Below are 20,471 nucleotides of genomic sequence, written 5' to 3' on the forward strand. Positions count from 1 at the left end.
CAGGCGCGAGTTCGTCACCCGGCGGGCAGCGTGGGGATTCGAAGAACCCTGCGTGATAGGCGAGTTCCAGCACTTCTCGCTGTCTGTCGGTCAACAGGTCGTCGAGCACGTCGTGCGTGAGATTGATCGACTGTACGGGGCGGTCGACCGAACGTTTGGCGACGAAGGTCGTGTCCGGATACGCCGCCTGAACCCCCGAGATGACTTTACGGGTATTCGAATCTGGTGCAACCTCCGCAACGATTGTCTCTTCACCGTCTTCGACGACCTTCGATGTCACGGTCGCGCCGTAATCGAGTAGCTTTGTCATCGGGGACTCACTCACTCTGTACTCGATCATTCCCTGAGTGCCCGTTGCGTTGATCGCTCGCGCATGATCGACCGTCGGCGAGTTCGAGAGATACTCGATAACTGTCTCGGGGGTTGCGTCTTCAACAGCCGCATAACAGAGGAACCCGTTTTCCGAGGTCGGGACGACGGTTTCGAACTCGAACCGGCAGTCGAGTTCCTCAGCCACTTGAACGGGGACGGACTCCGCGCCCGTCGTCTGGAACTCGAGTTCGGTAACGGTGTCCGTGTGGAGGAGTCGTTCGTTCTCTGCGGCGTGGACTGCGTGGCCGACTCGTTCTCCGAGTTCGCGGAGTAGCCCCTTTTCGTATTCGTCGAACGCGTTCGGCCGACTCGAGTACACCACAGTAACGCCATACACGGTGTCTCCGAAGACGACCGGGACGGCGGCCAAGGACTGATACCCACGGGCGAGCGCGTCTTCACGCCACGATTCGTATACCGGGTCAGAGAGGACATTCCGGGCTGCTTGGACATCGCGAGTGTGGACGGCCTGACTAATCAGCCGATGGCCGACATCGCTCTCGTCAGTCGCCAACTCGAAGTCGTCGACATAGCCGGCTTCGACCCCTGCCCACTCCTGTGGGGTCACTTGCTCACGTTCGGGCGTGTAATCGCCGTACCACGCGAACAGGTAGGTGTCGGACATGGCGAGATGTTCACAGACGACCTGTTCGATTTCCGCTTGCGTCGAGACCCGTGAGAGCGCACGATTGAGCGGGCGGAGGTTCTCAGTCATCTTTTTGATACACTTGAGCGCCGCCCGTTGGCGTTCGAGTGTCCGCTCGCGCTCCTTTTGCTCGGTGATGTCGGCGTTCACCGCCACAAACCGTTCGATATCACCGTTTTCATCTTTCACGGGGGCAATCGTCTGATTAACGACGTACTGGTCACCGTTCTTCCGCTGGTTGGTCACTTCACCCTGCCACACGTCACCCGATTTAATGGTCTCCCAGAGGTCCGCATAGAAGTCGTCATCGTGCTCGTTGGAGCTGAAGAGACGTGGGGTCTCACCGCAGGCATCCTCTTCCGAGTAGCCGGTGATGCTCTCGAATGCCGGGTTGACGTACTCGATGGTGCCATCGGGATCGGTCATGTAAATCGAGTGGCCAGCCTGTTCAACCGCTTCCCGGAAGGCACGAAATCGCTCCTCGCGCTCCTTGCGCTCGGTGATGTCCTCGACGACGCCATCGAAGTATATCTCTCCGTGTTCTTCGCGCTTAATCGCCGTGACCGACGTCCAAATCGTCTCGCCCGTCGCGGTTTGTACTTTCAGCTCGTGGTCCGAGAGGATTTCATCTTCGTGGAGACGCTCCTCTAATACCTCTCGCTCATCCGGATTGGTGTAGAAATCCTCAGGGCCCTGCTGGCGGAGCGCGTCTATCGACGGGACGTCGAGCATCTCTCGTAACGCTGGATTTCCTTCGACGAAGTTGCCATCGGGACAGGCCTCAGTACGATAGATACCCTCGGGAAGGTGCGTGATGATGTCTTCGTAGCGTTCGAGTTCGTTCCGGCGTTGTTCTCGGTCGGTGTTGTCCCGGAGTGTCCCTGTGAAGAGTCGCTGACCGCCGTGTGTGTGTTCTTGGAATCGGATCGACACCGGTACCTCGTGGCCTTCGTTATGTTTCGCTGTCAGGCCGATGTCGTTCCAGTCTTTCTGTCGTTCGCCTGTTTGGAGATACCGCTGGAACGCCTGCATGGGGTCCTGTTCGAGGCGGTCGGGAACGAGCGTCTGCAACGATTGACCGACTAGGTCGTCCGGCTGATACCCCAAGATACGTTCGAGTTCTGGGTTGGCAAAGACGATGACGCCGTCTTCGTCAACCGTGAGCAGCCCCCCTGACGTGTTCGCCACCAGCGTTTGACAAAAATTCGCGGCGTCGAAATCAAGCGGAGATGCAGTAAAGACGTTCTCAAGGCCACTCCCCCCCTTGGAGAACGAAGGCTTACTCCGGTTAGTCATCGAAGTAGCGTGGAAGATGAAAGCGGAAAAGCTCGTTGGAGGTCAATTATTATTGCCGCTTGAGGCGTTTTGAGCGTGATGAACAGCGGTCTTCGACAAGATGGTCACGCGCTCATCCGATTCGAATCCAGTCACTCGAAGTGAACGTCCGCGCTAAACTCACTCTTCGGGGGTGCGTATGGTCATTTGAATTTTATCTCAGTTCACTGAACTGGAGACTCAGATGACGTGTTCCCGAAACGATTCCCATTTGACATCGGAATCCGAACCGTTGTCCCGATTTAGCCGACGATTCATCTAAGAGATGCAGACACCACACATGTATCCCAGAATGCCAATTTAGTATACATGTGTCCTTTCGTGGTCCCAGTGGGCATCTCCGAAATGAGCAAAAAACAGTAGGCCGAAAGAGCGCTCCCTTACTCGCTGCCTGATGACGCCTGCCCGACAAGTTCAGAAACTGCTCCGGGTGCAATGAACCGAGTCTTCCCGTCTCGGCGTTCGAGTTCGACTTCGCCCGTCTCCCTGAAGTGGTTCCCGAGAATTACCTTCCAGGGAACGCCGAGAAGGTCGCTCTCGGCGAATCGTTCGCCGATTGTCTGGTCGAGGTCGTCGAAGAGGAGGGCGGTTGCTCGGCCGCACTCACGGTGGAGTCGGTCGGCCACCGCTTGGATGTCGCCCCCGTATTCGAGGGGGATAATCGAGACGGTGTAGGGTGCGGCGGTTCCGCGGTCGGTCACGGGCCCTCGACAGCCGGTTTCGTCGCCGTGTTGCTCGATGAGTGTATGGACGAGTCGGTCGACGCCGATTCCGTAGCTCCCCATCAGGACGGGTCGTTCGGAGCCGTCGGCCATGTCGACAGTGAGGTCGGCGGGGTCAGTGTACCGCGTCCCCAACTTGAACACGTGGCCGATTTCGATACCTTCGCCGCTGGTGAGGGCCGCGCCGCAGTCGGGGCATACGTCGCCTTCGAAGAGCGAGGCGTCGGGAGATTCGTCGGTCACACCGACGCGACATCCTTGGGCTTCACAGTAGACGAGTTCGACGCTTCCCGTTTCGACGGGGGCGATGAACTCCTCGGAGGCGGAACCACCCATCACACTATTCTGTGCGTCGGCGACGACGAAGTCGATGCCGAGCGCGTCGAAGATGCGGTAGTACGCGTCGCGGACGCGGCCGTACCACTCGTCGAGCGAGTCGGCGGTTGCGTGCAGGCTGTAGGCGTCTTTCATCGTGAACTCCTTCGTCCGAAGGAGTCCATTCCGGGGATGGTCGTCGCGGTGTTTCCGTTCGACCTGATACAAGAGCAGGGGAACGTCCTCGTAGGAACGGACAATGCCCTCGACGAGGTGGACGATTCCTTCCTCGTGCGAAGGAGCGAGACACAACTGCTGTCCGTCGCGGTTCTCGAAGGTAAACATCTCGCCTTCGAAACTCCCCCAGCGACCGCTTTGCTCCCAGATGGGTTTGTACTGGAGGTTGGGCAAGCTAACCGCTTGCCCGCCGATGGTATCCATCTCCGTCTTGATTCGACGGATAATTTTTCTCCGGACGCGCTCTCCGGTGGGAGTAAAACCGAACAGTCCACTTCCGAACTGTCTGATGAGACCGGCGCGAACTGCGAGTTGAACCGTGTCGTTCTCCCAGCCCGCTGCTTCGCGACTGGTGAACAGCATCGCTTCACTCCGCCGCACGTCGGACACCTCCAATGAACCGGTGGCTGGGTGACGTGTCGAACAGGACAGTGCTCGTCAGTAATCGGGGAGAAACAGCGTTGAGGCGACTATCGCGGAACCCAGCCGTGAGTCGCACCGGACTCACGGCTTCGAGTACAGCTTCGTTCGTTTCGAATCATGCACATGTCACGTTTCGGAGGTCAAAAATAAAGGTTCGCACTGTAACCGTTGGACGCAATGCAGCATAATCCAAACGAAAAATGATTTGGGATATCTTTATTATCCAATGACACAAAACAGTTACTATGATTGTTGTAAGGACCAACACCGACGAGGCTGACGCTCGCGAGGTACCCGTTCGTCGCACGGCCACGTTCGCCGACATGGCCGCCGCGATGCACCGTCTTTGAACGAATTTTACTGTTCTATCTCGGCCGTCTCCGTAGATTCGAGACGTATTCTTATCTGTGATTTGTTGCGAGAGTCTCGTAGGGTGGAATATCCGCCGTAACCGTTCAACTTCAGAAGAAACACGCCGTAACCCGGGAAACGGATTTACCCCTGCGTGTCATATTTTACCAAACTGGGCGACAGTGCCCTGATACCCATGGCAGACAAACCACACCAAAACTTAGCCATCATCGGACACGTCGACCACGGGAAATCCACACTCGTCGGTCGACTCCTGTTCGAAACAGGTAGCGTACCCGAACACATTATCGAACAGCACCGCGAGGAAGCGGAGTCCAAGGGGAAGTCAGGCTTCGAGTTCGCCTACGTCATGGACAACCTCGCGGAAGAACGTGAGCGCGGTGTCACCATCGATATCGCCCACCAGCGCTTCGACACGGACAAATACTACTTCACTATCGTCGACACGCCCGGTCACCGTGACTTCGTGAAGAACATGATTACGGGCGCGTCGCAGGCCGACCATGCTATTCTCGTCGTGGCAGCCGACGACGGCGTTGCGCCGCAGACCCGCGAACACGTCTTCCTCGCCCGCACCCTCGGCATCGAGGAGCTCATCATCGCGGTCAACAAGATGGACGTTGTTGACTACAGCGAGGACACCTACAAGCAGGTCAAAGAGGAAGTCCAACAGCTCCTCAAACAGGTCCGCTTCGACACCGAAGACGCCGGGTTCATCCCCATCTCCGCGTTCGAAGGCGACAACATCGCCGAGTCCTCGGAGAACATGTCGTGGTTCGACGGTCCGACAGTGCTGGAGTCGCTCAATAACCTGCCAGAACCGTCACCGCCGACTGACGCACCGCTCCGTATCCCGATTCAGGACGTGTACACCATCTCCGGTATCGGGACTGTCCCCGTCGGCCGTGTCGAGACGGGTATCCTGAACACCGGCGACAACGTCATGTTCATGCCGTCGAACGTCGGCGGAGAGGTGAAGACCATCGAGATGCACCACGAGGAGGTCGCCGAGGCCGGTCCGGGCGACAACATCGGGTTCAACGTCCGCGGCGTGGGCAAAGACGATATCCGTCGCGGGGACGTTTGTGGTCCGGCCGACGAGCCGCCGTCCGTAGCCGAGACGTTCAGTGCACAGATTGTCGTCATGCAGCACCCGTCTGTTATCACTGCTGGCTACACGCCGGTCATTCACGCCCACACGTCACAGGTGGCGTGTACGTTCGAATCGCTCGACCAGAAACTCGACCCCGCGTCGGGCGAGGTTGCAGAGGAGAACCCTGACTTCATCAAGGCTGGCGACGCCGCAATCGTCACGCTCCGCCCGCAGAAGCCACTCAGCATCGAGCCATCCTCGAATATCCCCGAACTCGGTAGCTTCGCAATCCGCGACATGGGCCAGACCATCGCGGCCGGGAAGGTCCTCGAAGTCAACGAATAACGCGGTTCGACCCACACCCGTTCTTTTTCACATCATCGCGGTCAGACCTCTCTCGGCACCGGAGGGAATACAGAGACAGTCGACTCGCTGCCGCATGTTTGTGGACGGCAAAGAGAGCGTTTCGAGGGTCGTTGAGAACTGACTGCACGGCCGCGTAGCAACTGGTGATAGAGCGGTCTTCGAGTGGTGTCGTCGATTTCGAAAGGAGGAGCCGGTTGACCACGACATCGACGTCGGGGTCGAGTGTAACACCCTCAGACGACACGTCAATACTGACGGCCTCCTCGTGAAGCCAGACGGCGTTCTGCCCGAGCACAGAGACGGCGTTACAGATGGCTTTCGTCTCTCTGCTGTTGTGGAACCCCAGAATACCAACTGTTTGTGTTGCCTCGCGCCCAGTCATACGGGAGGTAGGCAGCGAAGTCGTATCAGCGCACCGTGGGGTTCCGTGCCGCAAGGATGTAGGGCGTGATGACGCGTTTTCGGGACCCGGTTTTCGGGACCATAGCCCTACGCGCTCATGAAGCATCGACAGTCCGTGGAGCCGATGCCTGCTCGAATGTCCGTCGGAAGACGGCTAGCGCGCTTTCTTGGGGAGAGTTATTCCTTTTCCGTGATGGTCACGGTGTAGCTGCCGCTGCCGCTGTAGCTGTCGACCAGGATACCGAGGTCTGCCGACGTGTCGGGGTTGTCGATGACGATCTGTTCGGTACTGTCGTAGGACCACGAGCGGTAATCGTAGGAGCGCGTCGTCGGACACGTTCCCGACCCTACGGTCGCGTACAGGTCGAAGTCGGCGCTGCTCGGACCGCTGAGGTCGATGACCACCTGTGACGGGGAGCTGTAGTTCCACGAGTGGCTCACACAGTTTGAGTCCGACGACGAGGAGAGCGTCCCATCGTAGGTCGTTTCCTTCGAACCGCCGCCACCACCGCCCCCGCCATCGCCGGGGTCAGTCGTGACAGCGTTTGCGGCGTCGACGCGACCCGAACCCTGTTTCGTACTGCTGAGGCCGATATCGACTGCGGTGTTCTTCAGGTGGTTCCGCAGGTCGGCGGGCGAGAGGTTGTGAACGGCAAGCGCGAGACCGGCCACACCCGAGACGACGGGCGTCGCCATCGACGTCCCGGAGATTTCGTTGTACTCGGTACTGGTCGTCCAGCACGAGAGGACGTTCGTCCCCGGTGCTGCGAGGTCGATTTCCGACCCGTAGTTCGAGTACGATGCGAGCGTCTCGTCGGGGTCGAGCGCCGAGACGGCGACACACTCGCTGTATGCCGCGGGGTAGGAGACGCTTTGCCGGCCGTCATTACCAGCAGCGGCGACGACGAGCGAACCTTGCTGCGTCGCGTAGGATACGGCGTTTTTCATCGTCGAGGAGTAGCCGCCACCACCCAGGGAGAGGTTGATAACGTCTGCACCCTGGTCTGCGGCCCACTCGATAGCGTCCGCGATGTCACTCGTCGAACCGCTTCCGGATTCGGAAAGGGCGCGTCCAGAGAGGAGCGTGGAGTTACTGATTCCGCCAATACCTTCGTTGTTATCGGTGGTCCCGGCGGCGATACCTGCGACGTGGGTTCCGTGGTACTCGTCGGAGAGCAGGTCCGGATACGGGTCTCCGTCGTTGTCGACGAAGTCTCGACCTTTGTTCGAGCCGAACTGGCTCGAAAGGTCGGGGTGGTCGTACTTGACACCCTGGTCGACGACGGCAATCTTCACGGAGGAACTTCCGAGCGTGGTGTCCCACGCGGAGTCGGCGTTTACCTGCTGGGGTGCGTACTGACTACCATACTTCGGGTCGTTCGCCGTATAGAGCGCTTCGTGCGTCGCGTTCTTCTCGGCGTACTTCACTTCATCTCGCTTCGTAATCGCCGAGATGAAGTTTTCACGCGCTTGTTTCGGTGCCTTAGAGGGGAACTTGACTGCAGCGTAGCTGAGGGTCTCGTTCTCGTGAACGATCTCAGCATTCCCCGGAACTGCATCCGCAACTGCCTTCCGCGGACTGTCGGCAGTCGACGTGACGCCGACGAGGATTTCGTCCTTCTTCGGACCGGGCGAGCGACCGGGAGTCGCACTAGTTACACCAGCCATGCCGGTGAGGCCTGCGGCTGCGGCGAGTCGTAGGAAGCTTCGTCTGTCGAAGTTCGGTGTGCCTGCCATGGGCAAACATGACTCAGTGCACTACGATATTATGTGTTAGCTTGACTGAAATTTAGATTTCACCATAATTATCAAGACATTACTAAGAGATAGTCAGAAACTCAAATAAATTGACTAATTGTTCTCGCGTCGGCTCCGTCGGTCTGCCCCGGCACTACTTCGGCGACTCCCTCGAAATTTATAAACCTGAAACCGGGCGAGGTGGTGTATGGACCTCCTGCGGCGGTTGTTCGGTCCCGATGGTGCACCGTCGGGCCAAGTAGCACTCTTCGTGGATGGACCGAACGTTCTCCGCGACGAGTTCGACGTAGATTTAGACGACATTCGGATGGCTGCGCGGTCGCTCGGCGGAACGATGAGCGCGACGCGACTATATCTCGACGAGCACGCTACCCCCGGACTGATTCAGGCGGCCGAAGCCCGCGGCTTCGAAGTCGTGATTACGAGCGGTGATGTCGACGTGAAACTCGCAGTCGACCTCACACGCTTTGCCGTCGAGGGTCGCGCGGATGTCATCGCTGTTGCCTCGCGGGATACCGACTTTAAGCCCGCACTGGAGACGGCAAACGAGTACGGTCTCCGAACGGTCGCCATCGCACCCGGAAGCTACGGACGGTCGGACGCACTCCAAAACGCGGCCACCCACGCGATGACGCTCGACGAAGTTGTCGACCACACCGACGACTGATAAAGACGGTTGTAACTGTTCACCGGGTCATCTTCGTCGCACGCGAACGGTTCGCTTTTTCCCGCTCCGCTCGACCACCACACTATGCAGGAGTTCGACACGCCGGTACTGGACAATCACCTCCACCTCGACCCGGACCACGGTCGCGGACTGGAGGCCGTGAAGGACTTCGCTCGAAGCGGCGGCACGCACCTGCTCGTCGTGAATAAACCCTCGTGGCTCCTCGGCCACGAGGTGGAGACGGGCGAGGACTTCCGCCCGGTTTTCGAGACGACCATCGACGTGGTTCGAGCGGCCGCAGAAATCCTCGACGGGCGCGCGTGGCCCGTCCTCGGCGTCCACCCCGGACTCGTCTCGAAACTCGTCGACGATAGAGGATACGACCCCGGAGACGCGCGAGACCTGATGGCCGCCGGTCTGGATGTTGCCGCAGAGTATGTCCGCGCGGGCGACGCGCTCGCGCTCAAATCCGGGCGACCGCACTACGAGGTTACGGACGCCGTCTGGGAGGCATCGAACGCCGTGCTCCGACACGGACTCGACCTCGCGGCCGACTGCGACTGCGCACTCCAACTCCACACGGAATCGACGACCGACCTCTCGGACGTGGCCGACTGGGCCGACGAGCGCGACGTCCCGCGCGAGCGAGTGGTCAAACACTACGCGCAGGGACACCTCACCGGCGGGACGCCGAGCGTCATGAGCGACAAAGACCGCCTCGAAGACGCCGCCGAGCGAGGTGTGCCGTTCCTCATGGAGACCGATTTTATCGACGACCCTGACCGACCCGGTGCGGTGATGGGACCGAAGACAGTTCCGCGTCGGGTCGACTGGCTCTTGGACGAGGGATACGATGCGGCAGTTAGAAACGCGCACGTCGAGACGCCCGCACTCGTGTACGACGTGGACACCGAGGCGACCCTCGACAACTAACTTCGTCTGAAGCGACTCCCGACTGCGAACATCACCGATACCTCTCGGCTGCTGTTCTGATGCGGCACAGAAGGGGTGCTGACGGTGGTTCTTGGTGCGTCTCGTGTCGAGAGCGCACATGCTCCTGAATCGCACGCACTGCCAGCAGGATAAGAAAGGCATTTGAGTCCGGCACGGGAGGTTGTAAGTATGACCGAGGCCGAGGAACGATACTACTCGCCGGAACGCTGGCAGAACTGGTTGACGCGCGTCGAAGAAGAGGACTTGGACCTCGAAAGTGAGGAGACCGGTCGTCTGCTGATGAACGTGCAGAACGACGCGGCAATCGCAATCGCGAAGATTCTGACCGCCTACGACGACGACACCCTCGACGAAGAGGAGGCGCTCGACGAACTCGCAACCGTCCACGACATCGTGATGGCGGAAGCCGAATTCGAGTCGGAGAACGAAGAAGCCGAGATTCTCATCGGGAGCGTCCAGACGAGCCTCTCGTGTGCCTTCTTCGCGGCCGAGGAGTACCTCGTTGCAGGTCCTGCAGAGCTCGAAGACGACATGGAGGCGTACGTGCTCGCCGCCGCGGACGCCGAGGAAGCGGACGACCTCGACAGTGCGCTTGGCTACATCGTGCAGGTCGGTACCCGCGTCATCGACGGCGACGAACTCGACATCGAAGTGCTCGACGAACTCGAGTTCGGACTCGTCACCGAGTGGGTCAACGGTCTCGACAGCCTCCAGAGCGGGCTGTCGGAGCCTGAAGTCGTCGAAGAAGAAGACTAATCTCGGCCGCCTCTCACGCACATCGACGACGGTAGGAGTCTTTTTCCCCTTCGAGTTACCTTCGGGTTATATGAACTTTCGGGGCGATGAGCGTGCAGTCACTGTTCAGATCGGAGCAGTGCTGCTCTTCGGCATCATCATCATCTCGATGTCGATGTACCAGGCAACCGTCGTCCCGAATCAAAACGAGCAGGTCGAGTTCCAACACAACCAAAACGTTCACGACGATTTCGTCTCGCTCCGCGGGGCCGTCATCGAGAGCGCGTCAGAACCGATGACTCGTCCGGCGACCGTCTCACTCGGCACACGCTATCCGAGTCGGACGCTGTTCGTCAATCCCGGACCAGTCTCTGGGACACTCCAGACACAGTCACTCGGAACGCTCACCGTCTCGAATGTCAGCACGAGCGAGGACGAAACGGACGACTACGTCGCCGATAATGCGCTTTCCTTCACCACGAAATCGCTCGAATACAGCCCGCGCTACCACGTCATGCAGAGTTCGCCGACGACGGTGTACGAGAACACTATCGCATACAACCGCTTCGAAAGCGGGTACAACGGGACGCTTACTGGACAGTCGCTCGTGGATGGCCGAACCATCTCGCTGGTTCTCCTCGACGGGAACTACTCCGAAAACGGCGTCGGAAGCGCGACTATCGACGCGCAGGCAGTGAGTTCGGCGACCCGGACGGTGTCCGTGACGAACAACTCGTCAACGAGCAACGTGACGATTACCGTACCGACGAAGCTCTCGGTCGAGGATTGGAAGACGATTCTGACCGACGCCGAGGAATTAGATGGTTCGGGCGATACGTCGAACGACGCCTACGTTCACGAAGTTCACGATGGGGCGGCCGGGAGCGTCGTCATCGAGATGGAGCGCGGCGAGACCTATAACCTCCGAGTCGGGAAGATTGAGGTCGGGTCGGGTGCCGAATCCCAGTCACCACACTACCTCACAGTCGCTGACAAGAGTAGTTCGTCGGTGACGTTCGAGGTGAGAGACAGGTACAACAATCCGGTGAGTGGAGCAACCCTAAATGTAACCGCGCTCCCTTCGACACCGCTTGCGGCACAGGGACAATCCGGATCGAAACTCACGGACCTCGACACAGACGCGGATGGACAGGTTACGGTCTCGTTGACTGATCCGAGTGCGACAAGCTACACCGTACGGGCGAGCATCAACCGCGACCCATCGACAGACTTCGACGCGTCTCGCCTGCAGAATGCAACCGCCGAAGTCGTCCCTGGTTCCGGGTCAGGGTCCGGAATCACTGGACTATACGATATTGTCTGGGATGGAGACGAGATGGATTCGACCGGCGGCAGTGCCGTCGACTATTACAGTGCAAACGACACGCTCGTCGTTGACAGCAGTAGTGTTTCGGACTTCGACGGAATCGTCACTGTGGCGGATGACAGCCAGTCAGTTTCGAACGCGAATGTCGACTTTGCGACGAACGACTCGACCGTTTTGACCGGTGGATTAGGAACGGACGAAACAGACGGGAATGGTGTCGCCAGCACGACGATTTCAGTCTCCGATGGGGTCGCAACTGCTTACGCGACGGCCGGTGGTTCGTCCGATACGATACGTGTTAAAATCGTCTCGGGAAGTGGTGGAGGCTCCTCGGGAGACAATATGAATTACGTCTCGGGGAGCGGGCTTGCACTCGCAAATGGTGGCGAGACATCCGGTGCCCAGTTCAAGGTTCGAAACGACGGTTCCGACTCGGTCAGTATCACCGGCATCTCGATCGAAACCAGCGCATCACAAGCACGCTACGTGCGTGAGAGCAACGGTGGCCAGTATCAAGACGGACAACACGAGGTGTATCTCGACGCATCTGACGACGGTCTCCTTGAGATGGACGGCGGCCCACCGTACTACGGAGACAGTGGGACGCCATACAGTCTGGGTCAGCGAGAGCGCCTCACTGAAAATGGCGTGGTAGACGCTGGGAGTCAAGCGACGATATACATCTACGAATTCCAGAACAACGGTGGGAACCGTGTCAGAATGGAAGGCGAAGAAGTGGCCGTGACCCTGTACTTCGGGGACGGAAGTTCACAAGAGTACACGTTTACGGCTACGGATCCCTACTGAGCTGAACTCCGGTGGTCGTTCGGATGTTCGACATCCAACGTAACCAGTCATCGACAAAACCTTATCCCCCGAATCTGTAACCTCGACCATGACTTCCGTCGGCATCGATGCCATCGAGATTTGGACGGGTAACCTCGTATTAGACCTCCCCAACACCTTCGCGCCGGTGAAGGGCGAAGACCCGGAGAAGTACACGAAGGGCCTCGGCCTCCACATGTCGTCGTTCCCCGACGTGTACGAGGACATCGTCACGATGGGCGCGAACGCCGCCAAGCGACTGATGGAGAGAAAGGGCCTCACGCCCAACGATATCGGCCGCATCGACGTGGCGACCGAGTCCGCATTCGACAACTCCAAGCCGGTGTCGACGTACATCGCCGGTTGTCTCGAACAGGTGTTTGAAGACGACTTCCGCCACGCCAACAAGGGCGAGCGAAAGTTCGCGTGCATTGCCGGAACCCAGAGCCTCGACGACGCCTACAACTGGATTAAGGCCGGGCGCAACCGCGGACGCGCGGCGCTCGTCATTGCAACCGACACCGCCCTCTACGAGCGCGGCGACCCCGGTGAGGCGACGCAGGGTGCCGGTGCCGTTGCGATGCTCATCGACGAAGACCCAGACCTCGTCGAACTCTCGACTGAACAGGGATACGGCAGCATGGACGAGACTGACTTCCTCAAGCCGAACCAGCAGTTCCCCTCCGTGGACGGCAAGCGTTCCATGCAGGTGTATCTCGCACGCATGCGCGAGGCGCTCGAAGACTACGAGAGCGTCGCGGGTCGGACACATCCCGACGACTTCGAGTACATCCCGTTCCACACGCCGTTCCCCGGAATGGTCCGCAAGGCCGCACTACTCGGCTTCCGTCACATGAGTCGCGATACGGAAATCGAAGACGAACTCGAAAGCGAAATCGGTCGCCAACCCCGCGAAGCCGACTTCGAGACGTGGGACGACTACGAGGAAGCCATCCGCGCGTACATGGATGAGCTGAAGACGACCGAGCAGTACCGCGACTGGTACGCCCGCGTCATCGAGCCGACGCTCGATATCTCCAGCCGCGTCGGCAACTGGTACACCGGGTCGATCCACATTGCCCGCGCGTCGGCGCTGAAAGCCGCCGCCGAGGAGGGCAAGGATATGGTCGGAAAACAGCTTCTACTCGGCTCGTACGGCTCCGGTGCGCAGGCCGAGATTCACGCCGAAACTGTCCAAGAGACGTGGCTCGACGAAATCGAGGCACTCGACGTCGATGACCAACTTGCCGCCCGCACAGAGATTTCATTCGACGACTACGAACTCATCCACGACGTGCACAACCACGAAAAGGAAATCGAAGTCGAGGAATTCTCCCAACCCGAAGCCGAATTCGTCTTTACGGGCTGGGGTCGGATGAACGAGCGCCGCTACGAGTACGTCGAGTAACGACGTTGAAGGGCGGGGACCCGAAGCGCCCTCAGAACGACTGAATCTCGTCAGTCGGGTCTGGCGCGTTCGAGGGGGCCGCCGGGTTCGCACCGCGGTCGTCGTAGAACTTTCGGCCGATGAAGTCGTCGCTCACGTTCCCAAGAATCGTATTATACAACTCGTTGGGAGAGTCGAACGTTGTCGCGCCTAACGGGGCTAAAATCACTCCGATGGTCTCAGACGTATCTGTCGCCGGGGTGTCGAGTTCGACGTTTCCAATCTGGTCGACGACACGGCCGGTATCGACCGGGTACGTGAGTTCGGATTCGAGGAGTGCTGGAAGTTCACGAATTTCCATGAATGATTGTCGACGTACTGTCCCTTCGGTCTTTTTGGGCTTCTCGAAGAAAGTCTGGGAAAACGACGTGTCTCGCGGGCGCTATCGGGAGATTCGGTTAGGGTAACTTCCGCAGGTCTTCGAGCATTCCATCTAACTCGCGGTTCGTCACGGCGAGGGCGAAACCGTCGATAGTGGCGAGCGAAGGGGCGTGCTCCCAGAGTTCGTCTTCCGTAAGTCCGTGCAGAATCACCGCGTTCGGGGTCGGGGTGACGACGCGCATGGCGACGAGCGGTGACTCCCCGCGGGTGACGTCGGTAAAGACGAGTGCGCGACTCGTCGATTGACCGTACAGGCGGTAGAACTCTTCCGAGGAGAGTCGGGTAATCGCCTGAATACTGTTGATGACGGTGTGGCCGCTGATGCGGTCTTGGTCGCCGTCGACGATGGGCGTCGCACCGATAGCATCGTAGAAGCTATCGAGTGGAATCGAGGTCGGGTACTCCCGGAGGTCCTGTACGATGTCGCTTTCGAACCCGGCGGAGAGAACGCGGGCGTATTGCCGTATACGACTGCCACCGCGAGCCTCGTCGATATCGAGAAGGGCTTCGACCATCCGACGGATGACGCCGATACCGGGACTCTCGCGTCGGCCGCTCTCGTAGTCCGAGACGACGGACGAAGACACATCCAGTTGTTCGGCGAGTGCCGTCTGCGAGATGTCGAAGTCTGTGCGCCACTTTCGGAGGGTCGCACCGGGATCGTCCGAGAGGGTAATCTCTCCCGCAATACGGCGGGCGAGGTCGTCGCGTGGTGCCGCGGTCATCGGCCGCACCTCGGTACGACGGACGAGTAGGACATGGGGGTACGTGCGAGAGTGTCCCGCAAAAGGGTGTCGAAAGTGGTAGTCGTCGCCTGACGAACCCGGCGGGAGTCCCACGAGCACCAGCAGGTGGTCGTCGGGGGTAAGAACGAGCGAAGTGCGTTCGAACGACTCGGGCGGGAACGTTCAAGGCCATCGGATAGTGACTGTGTGTCATGCCATCGACCCTCGTTCACGTCGCTGTCGGTGGACTTGTCGGGACAGCACTCCTCGGCCGCTGGTTCGATGTACGGGCGGTTGCGGTCGTCCTCGTCGCCGCCGCGGTCCCGGACCTCGACTCGTTCACTAGCACGCTCATTCCCGGGAGTCACAGAGCGCTCCTCCACACGCTCTTATTGCCCCTTTTACTCGCCGTGCTTGTACTCTACGACACGCGCATTCGTGAGCAGTCGCTCCTTCGGGGACGGTGGGGGACCCGTGGTATTGCCGTCGCGTGGGTTGCACTCGCCGCACTGCTCGGCGGCGGTATCCTCCCCGATTTGTTCACCAACGGCGTCAACGTCTTTTACCCCCTCCACGACGCCTTTTACTCGGTGAACGGGCACGCCGAGTGGTCGAGTACGCGCGGGTTCGTCCAGACGTTCATCGAACTGCAGCCAGAACCGTCGCCGCCGACGACAAAGACGCTTCATTACAGTACCGTCGTTGACCCCTCACCCGGTGCTGAACCGGAGGCTGTAGAGCGAATCGCACCGCTCGCCTCGTCTGGTCTGGAACTGCTATTGATACTCCTCGGTGGAAGTGTCGTCGGTGGTCGACTCGTTTCGGAGCGCCGGCAGTCGTCGCTCTCCGACTGAAGGTCCACGCGCCGCCGACCACCCACCGACTCCAAGCATTCATATCCGATGCCGGCGCACCGCTCTCCATGAGCGAGACACCGGACGGCGTCGAGATTCGGCCGTACGAAACTTCGGATGCCGACGAATTCTGGGAACTCAAGCGCGGATTCGAACTCGGAATCGGTGAGGGGACCGGTGGCGACGACAAACTCACGACGTACGAAGCCAAGCTCACCGAGGACTATCGAACACGGTATCTCTCGTGGGTCGAGCGGTGCACGTCCGAGGACCCCGGCTGCGTTGTCGTCGCGGAAGCGACAGACGCGGACGGCGAGGGCGACTCCACGCTCGTCGGCTATGCGTTCGCGTTACCGGAGGAGATGACGTTTATCTGGGACGCAGCGGTGCTCAACGAACTCTTCTTAGTTCCCGAGTATCGCGGAACGGGTGTCGCAGATGCACTCATGGATGCGGTCCTCGACCACGCGCGGTCACAGGACCTCCCACTGGACCGGATGGTCCTCGACGTAGACGAGGCGAACGACAGGGCGAGGGCATTTTACAGCCGATATGGGTTCGACCACTGGGGCGAACTCGTCGCGCGCGACCTCTGATGGTTGTCGAGCGCGTGTCGCCTGCAGTTATCGAAGGGTTGCGGTGGCCGCCCCGCCGATGACGCCGAGTACGACGGGGTAGACGATACCGGCGAGGAGCACGCTCGTCACCGGGTCGGGCCGAGCAGTCGCGTCACCGATGGTGATGGCGAACAGCGCGATACCCGCAAGCGCGACGGGGAGGTAGCCAAGAACGGTCGAACCACCGGCCATCGCACCCGACTTCGCCGACGACGCTCCGCTGAGGACTGCTGCGGCGACGCCTGCTGCGAGCAACGCCACCACGGGCACGGTGTAGAGGACGACCGAGAACGACTCGATGCCCTCGATGAGGTTTGCTGACGATGTCGTTCCGAACAGGCCCGGGAACGTCGTCGTGACGCCGTGGGCGTTCATGAACACCCAGCCGACGACCTTCCACGTCGAGATATCCGAGCCGAGCGCTTCGAGTATCTGACTCGCGGTCGAGTTCTCGATGGTCGACGACGTCGCGACGTAGGTCACGAGGTAGCCGAGGAGGGCCGCACCGAAACCGGCCACCGCACCGGTGCCGACCGTTTTTCGCGTCGACTGTGTCGAACTGGCGGTTGGTCGGGTTGCTACTGACATTGTATCGGTACCGGTTGTCGGTCTCCGGTATATGTCTCGTGGCCATCGTGCTGGGCAGTCTCGCGGGTGATTCGGCCACATTGCGCGCGGTGAAAGATACCGAATCAGATGACGTCGCTCGCGTCCCAGTAGAATTCGGCATCGTACTCGCCACCGGTCGTCTCCAGCCACTCCTCGCGGGAGACGCTGTAGACGAACTGGTCGACCACGTCGTCCCTAACCGGCAGACTATTTCGGTCGCGCCCGTCGCGGTCCCCGCCAAGTACAGCCATGTACTTCTCGATGGCCCGCTTTGAGTTCTCGTTCTCAACGGCGTGCTTGACTTCGACGATTTCGAGGTCGAGCACGTCGAAGGCCAACGCCACAAGTGCCTCGGCGCGCTCACCCGAATACCCACGACCCCAGTACCGCGGTCGAAGCCAGAAGCCGAGCGTGCCCGCCCGGCGGTCCCAGTCGGTGTGGAGACCACCGAAGCCGGCGAGTTCACCCGCACTGTCTTCACCCTCACGCGGGAAGACGGCGAACTGGGCGCTCTCGGCGTCGTTCCACTTCGACGCGCAGTCGTCGAGGAAGTCCTTGGTCACCTTCGGCGTCTCGTGGCGCGACCACGGCATGTACGTCGTCACCTCGTCCATCTCCGGTTTCGAACAGACCTCGTACACGTCGAGCGGGCGGACTGTGTCTGGGCTCGCGGCCACGAGTCTGAGTCGCTCTGTTTCGATGACTTCCGGAAAGAGGTCGCTCATTCGCGGTCCTCCCAGCGGAATTCGGCGTTGTACTCGCCGTCGGTCGCGTCTTCCCACTGCTCGCGCGTCACCGAGTAGGTGTGCACGTCGAGGGGTGTCCCGTCCAAGGTGCAGGTGGCGTTTCGGAACAAGCCGTCGTGTTGGCCGCCGAAGCGGTCGACGTACTTCTCGATAGCCCGAATGGACTTCTCGTTCTCCGGGTCGACCTGCACGTAGGCGACTTCGAGGTCGAGCACGTCGAAGACGGCCGCAAAGAGCGCCGCAGCGCGCTCGCCCGAGTAGCCCCGGCCCCAGAATTTCTTCCGGAGCCACATGCCGAAGACGGCACGGCGCTTGTCCCACTCGGGCTTGAACCCGGTGGTCCCGGCGAACTCGCCAGCGCCGTCTTCGCCGTCACGGGGGAAGACCGCGTAGATGGCGTTTTCAGCCTTTTTGTGGCCTTCCTCGGCGAGGGTCAAGAAATCAACCACCTCTTTCGGTGTTTCGTACGGGGTCCACGAGACGTACTCCGTCTCCGCTTCGATGGTGTCCGACCGCGAGGCGGCGAAGTAGTCATAGGTCTCTATCGGGTCGACAACCTCCCGCGACATGGCGCGAAGCCGAAGCCGCGGGGTGACAATTTCATCGGGAAACATGGAACAGAGCGCACTCGGAGGGGAGTAATAAGTTTTCCTATATTTGACACATGTTCTCGGCTGTCGTGGAATCCGTTTCGACTGGAGCGCCCGCTGATTACTCGCACGAAACGGGGTCCAAAACTACTGGCTAGCGTCATCAGAGTTCGTCTGGGCTGCCGGTTCGGTGTCGGAGTCGACAGCGAAGTCTGTATTGAGTCTCTCCCCACGGAGCAACTGCCCACCGAAACTATTCGCGAGGACGGCCGAGACGGAGAGTACCATCGCAATCATCGCGAACACCGGGTGGACGAGTCCCGTCGTCGCGGCGGTGACGCCGATTCCGTTGAACGAGAACGCGGCGAGGAGGTTGTGCTTCGTCTTCCGGTAACTGCTCGTTCCAATCTCGTACGCATCCATCACGCCCCCGAGTCGGTCGCCGACCAACACGATATCCGCCGATTCGATGGCGATATCGGTGCCTGCGCCGATGGCGATGCCGATGTCGGCCTGTGTTAGCGCGGGCGCGTCGTTGATTCCGTCCCCAACCATCGCGACGCGCTCGTCACCCTCCTGCAATCGGCGAATCTCGTCGCGCTTGTCGTCGGGAAGGACGCCAGCCATCACCCGAGAGATGTCGACTCGCTCTGCGACAGCGTTGGCGGTCCGCTCGTTGTCGCCGGTAATCATGACGGGCGTGACACCGACTGCTTGCATTCGCTCGACGGTCTCCGCGGCGTCGTTCTTTACGGGGTCGCCGATGGCGACGAGGCCGACGACTTCAGCCGCGTCAGCGGAATCGCGTCGTGATTCGGTGACGGCGACGCAGACCACGGTAGAGCCACGTCCTTGGAGTCTGTCGATGTCGTCCTGGGCGGCAGTGAGGTCGATTCCAGTCTCGGTTAGCCAAGCTGGGTTTCCGACCAGAATCCGCGCTGTTTCGGTTTCTGCACGGACTCCTTTGCCGGTCACGCTATCGAACTCGTCCGGCGTGGGAAACTCGACGTTGTGCTCGTGGGCGTAGTCGAGGATGGCGTCCGCAAGCGGGTGCTCGCTGAACACTTCGGCACTGGCCGCCAAACGAACGACGTCGGTCTCGTCCCGGTCGAGTGTGTCCGCTTCGTTGCGACCGAGTGTGTCCGCCTCGTCCCGGTCAAGTGTGTCCGCTTCGTTGCGACCGAGTGCGACGACCTCCTCGCCGGCAGGCTTACCCCTCGTGATAGTCCCGGTCTTGTCGAAGACGACGGTGTCCACGTCTTGGAATATCTGGAAGGCGTCGCCGCTGCGCATCAGAATCCCTCGGTTTGCGGCGAGTCCGCCACCTCGGATAAGGGCGAGCGGCGTCGCCATCCCGAGCGCACACGGATACCCGAGGACGAGGACGGCCAGCGCCGCGAACGCCCCGCGCTGAACGTTCGGTGTCGTCCCGAGCGGACCGCCTGCCCAGACGGCGGGAGCAAGTACCCAGAACAAGAAGGACGCAACAGCGATAGTGAGGACGCCGGGGACGAAGTACTTCAGCACGCGGTCCGCTAACTGGACGATACCGGGTTTCATCGTCCTCGCCGCCTCGATTTGCCGCGCAACCTGATTCAAGAACGCGTCGTCGCCGGTGGCGGTCACTTCTACGAGAAGCGTTCCGGTTTCGTTGATGCTTCCGCCAATCACCCCGTCGCCCGGTTTCTTGTCTACGGGAACGGACTCACCCGTCGCGACGCTCTCGTCCACGGCGGTTTTGCCTTCAACGATGGTGCCGTCCACAGGGACGCTTTTGCCGGGTTTGACGCGCACCTGGGCGCCCACTTCCAGTTCGCTGACACCCACTTCTTCGACCGCACCGTCGTGGACGCGCCCGGCGGTATCGGGTCGAAGGGCGAGCAGCCCTTGTACTGCCCCTGAGGCCCGTGTACCGGCGCTGAGGCTCGTGGACCCGGGGAGGGTGTGGTACGG

At 60.3% G+C, this 20,471-nt stretch carries 18 protein-coding genes; 8 read left to right on the forward strand and 10 right to left on the reverse strand.

The window, feature by feature from the left end; all coding sequences use genetic code 11:
• Nucleotides 1-2,206 (reverse strand): PAS domain S-box protein (locus tag QT222_RS19910; protein WP_491478163.1); only part of this gene is annotated, 2,206 nt, incomplete at its 3' end.
• Between the two features lie 527 nt (nucleotides 2,207-2,733).
• A complete protein-coding gene (locus tag QT222_RS19915; RefSeq protein WP_491478173.1) occupies nucleotides 2,734-3,990 on the reverse strand; it encodes an aminoacyl--tRNA ligase-related protein in 1,257 nt (418 codons plus the stop codon).
• Nucleotides 3,991-4,597: 607 nt separating this feature from the next.
• On the opposite strand from QT222_RS19915, the gene tuf reads away from it, so the two are divergent.
• Nucleotides 4,598-5,860, forward strand: a complete 1,263-nt coding sequence (gene tuf / locus QT222_RS19920) for a translation elongation factor EF-1 subunit alpha (protein ID WP_004059825.1) — start codon at nucleotides 4,598-4,600, stop codon at nucleotides 5,858-5,860.
• Here the strand turns inward: tuf and QT222_RS19925 are convergent.
• Nucleotides 5,850-6,263 carry a hypothetical protein gene (locus QT222_RS19925; RefSeq protein ID WP_491478164.1) on the reverse strand — a complete coding sequence of 138 codons (414 nt, stop codon included), beginning with the start codon at nucleotides 6,261-6,263 and terminating at the stop codon, nucleotides 5,850-5,852. The two genes, tuf and QT222_RS19925, sit on opposite strands and share 11 nt — an antisense overlap.
• 197 nt (nucleotides 6,264-6,460) lie before the next feature.
• Nucleotides 6,461-8,020 (reverse strand): halolysin R4, encoded by a 1,560-nt coding sequence (hly, locus tag QT222_RS19930; protein WP_491478165.1) that lies wholly within the window; start codon nucleotides 8,018-8,020, stop codon nucleotides 6,461-6,463.
• A gap of 208 nt (nucleotides 8,021-8,228) precedes the next feature.
• Here hly and QT222_RS19935 point away from each other — a divergent pair, with 208 nt between their 5' ends.
• The 5 genes from QT222_RS19935 (at nucleotide 8,229) to hmgB (ending at nucleotide 13,957) form a co-directional block, all read left to right on the forward strand.
• A complete protein-coding gene (locus QT222_RS19935) occupies nucleotides 8,229-8,708 on the forward strand; it encodes an NYN domain-containing protein (RefSeq protein WP_004059828.1) in 480 nt (159 codons plus the stop codon).
• Between the two features lie 84 nt (nucleotides 8,709-8,792).
• Nucleotides 8,793-9,641 (forward strand): TatD family hydrolase, encoded by an 849-nt coding sequence (locus QT222_RS19940; RefSeq protein ID WP_491478166.1) that lies wholly within the window; start codon nucleotides 8,793-8,795, stop codon nucleotides 9,639-9,641.
• A gap of 189 nt (nucleotides 9,642-9,830) precedes the next feature.
• Nucleotides 9,831-10,418, forward strand: a complete 588-nt coding sequence (locus QT222_RS19945; RefSeq protein WP_004059830.1) for a DUF2150 family protein — start codon at nucleotides 9,831-9,833, stop codon at nucleotides 10,416-10,418.
• Nucleotides 10,419-10,488: 70 nt separating this feature from the next.
• Nucleotides 10,489-12,531: an Ig-like domain-containing protein gene (locus QT222_RS19950; RefSeq protein ID WP_491478167.1), complete on the forward strand. Its 2,043-nt coding sequence runs from the start codon at nucleotides 10,489-10,491 to the stop codon at nucleotides 12,529-12,531.
• Nucleotides 12,532-12,619: 88 nt separating this feature from the next.
• Complete coding sequence (gene hmgB / locus QT222_RS19955; RefSeq protein WP_004059833.1) at nucleotides 12,620-13,957, forward strand: hydroxymethylglutaryl-CoA synthase; 1,338 nt, start codon at nucleotides 12,620-12,622, stop codon at nucleotides 13,955-13,957.
• 31 nt (nucleotides 13,958-13,988) lie between these two features.
• Here the strand turns inward: hmgB and QT222_RS19960 are convergent, their stop codons facing one another.
• A complete protein-coding gene (locus QT222_RS19960) occupies nucleotides 13,989-14,297 on the reverse strand; it encodes a DUF5789 family protein (protein WP_491478168.1) in 309 nt (102 codons plus the stop codon).
• Between the two features lie 97 nt (nucleotides 14,298-14,394).
• Nucleotides 14,395-15,102 (reverse strand): helix-turn-helix domain-containing protein, encoded by a 708-nt coding sequence (locus QT222_RS19965; RefSeq protein WP_004059837.1) that lies wholly within the window; start codon nucleotides 15,100-15,102, stop codon nucleotides 14,395-14,397.
• 212 nt (nucleotides 15,103-15,314) lie between these two features.
• Here QT222_RS19965 and QT222_RS19970 point away from each other — a divergent pair, with 212 nt between their 5' ends.
• Both QT222_RS19970 and QT222_RS19975 read left to right on the forward strand, forming a co-directional pair.
• A complete protein-coding gene (locus tag QT222_RS19970; RefSeq protein WP_004059846.1) occupies nucleotides 15,315-15,956 on the forward strand; it encodes a metal-dependent hydrolase in 642 nt (213 codons plus the stop codon).
• A 68-nt stretch (nucleotides 15,957-16,024) separates the two neighbouring features.
• Nucleotides 16,025-16,552, forward strand: coding sequence for a GNAT family N-acetyltransferase (locus QT222_RS19975; RefSeq protein ID WP_491478169.1), 528 nt, complete (start codon nucleotides 16,025-16,027; stop codon nucleotides 16,550-16,552).
• 27 nt (nucleotides 16,553-16,579) lie between these two features.
• Here the strand turns inward: QT222_RS19975 and QT222_RS19980 are convergent, their stop codons facing one another.
• The 4 genes from QT222_RS19980 to QT222_RS19995 form a co-directional block, all read right to left on the reverse strand.
• Nucleotides 16,580-17,161, reverse strand: coding sequence for a DUF7978 family protein (locus QT222_RS19980; RefSeq protein ID WP_004059848.1), 582 nt, complete (start codon nucleotides 17,159-17,161; stop codon nucleotides 16,580-16,582).
• 104 nt (nucleotides 17,162-17,265) lie between these two features.
• Complete coding sequence (locus QT222_RS19985) at nucleotides 17,266-17,907, reverse strand: GNAT family N-acetyltransferase (protein WP_491478170.1); 642 nt, start codon at nucleotides 17,905-17,907, stop codon at nucleotides 17,266-17,268.
• A complete protein-coding gene (locus QT222_RS19990) occupies nucleotides 17,904-18,542 on the reverse strand; it encodes a GNAT family N-acetyltransferase (RefSeq protein WP_491478171.1) in 639 nt (212 codons plus the stop codon). Before QT222_RS19990 ends, QT222_RS19985 begins: the two co-directional genes overlap by 4 nt.
• A gap of 123 nt (nucleotides 18,543-18,665) precedes the next feature.
• A partial coding sequence (locus tag QT222_RS19995; protein WP_491478172.1) for a heavy metal translocating P-type ATPase occupies nucleotides 18,666-20,471 on the reverse strand: 1,806 nt, incomplete at its 5' end.

This window comes from Haloferax sp. s1 (assembly GCF_058382125.1).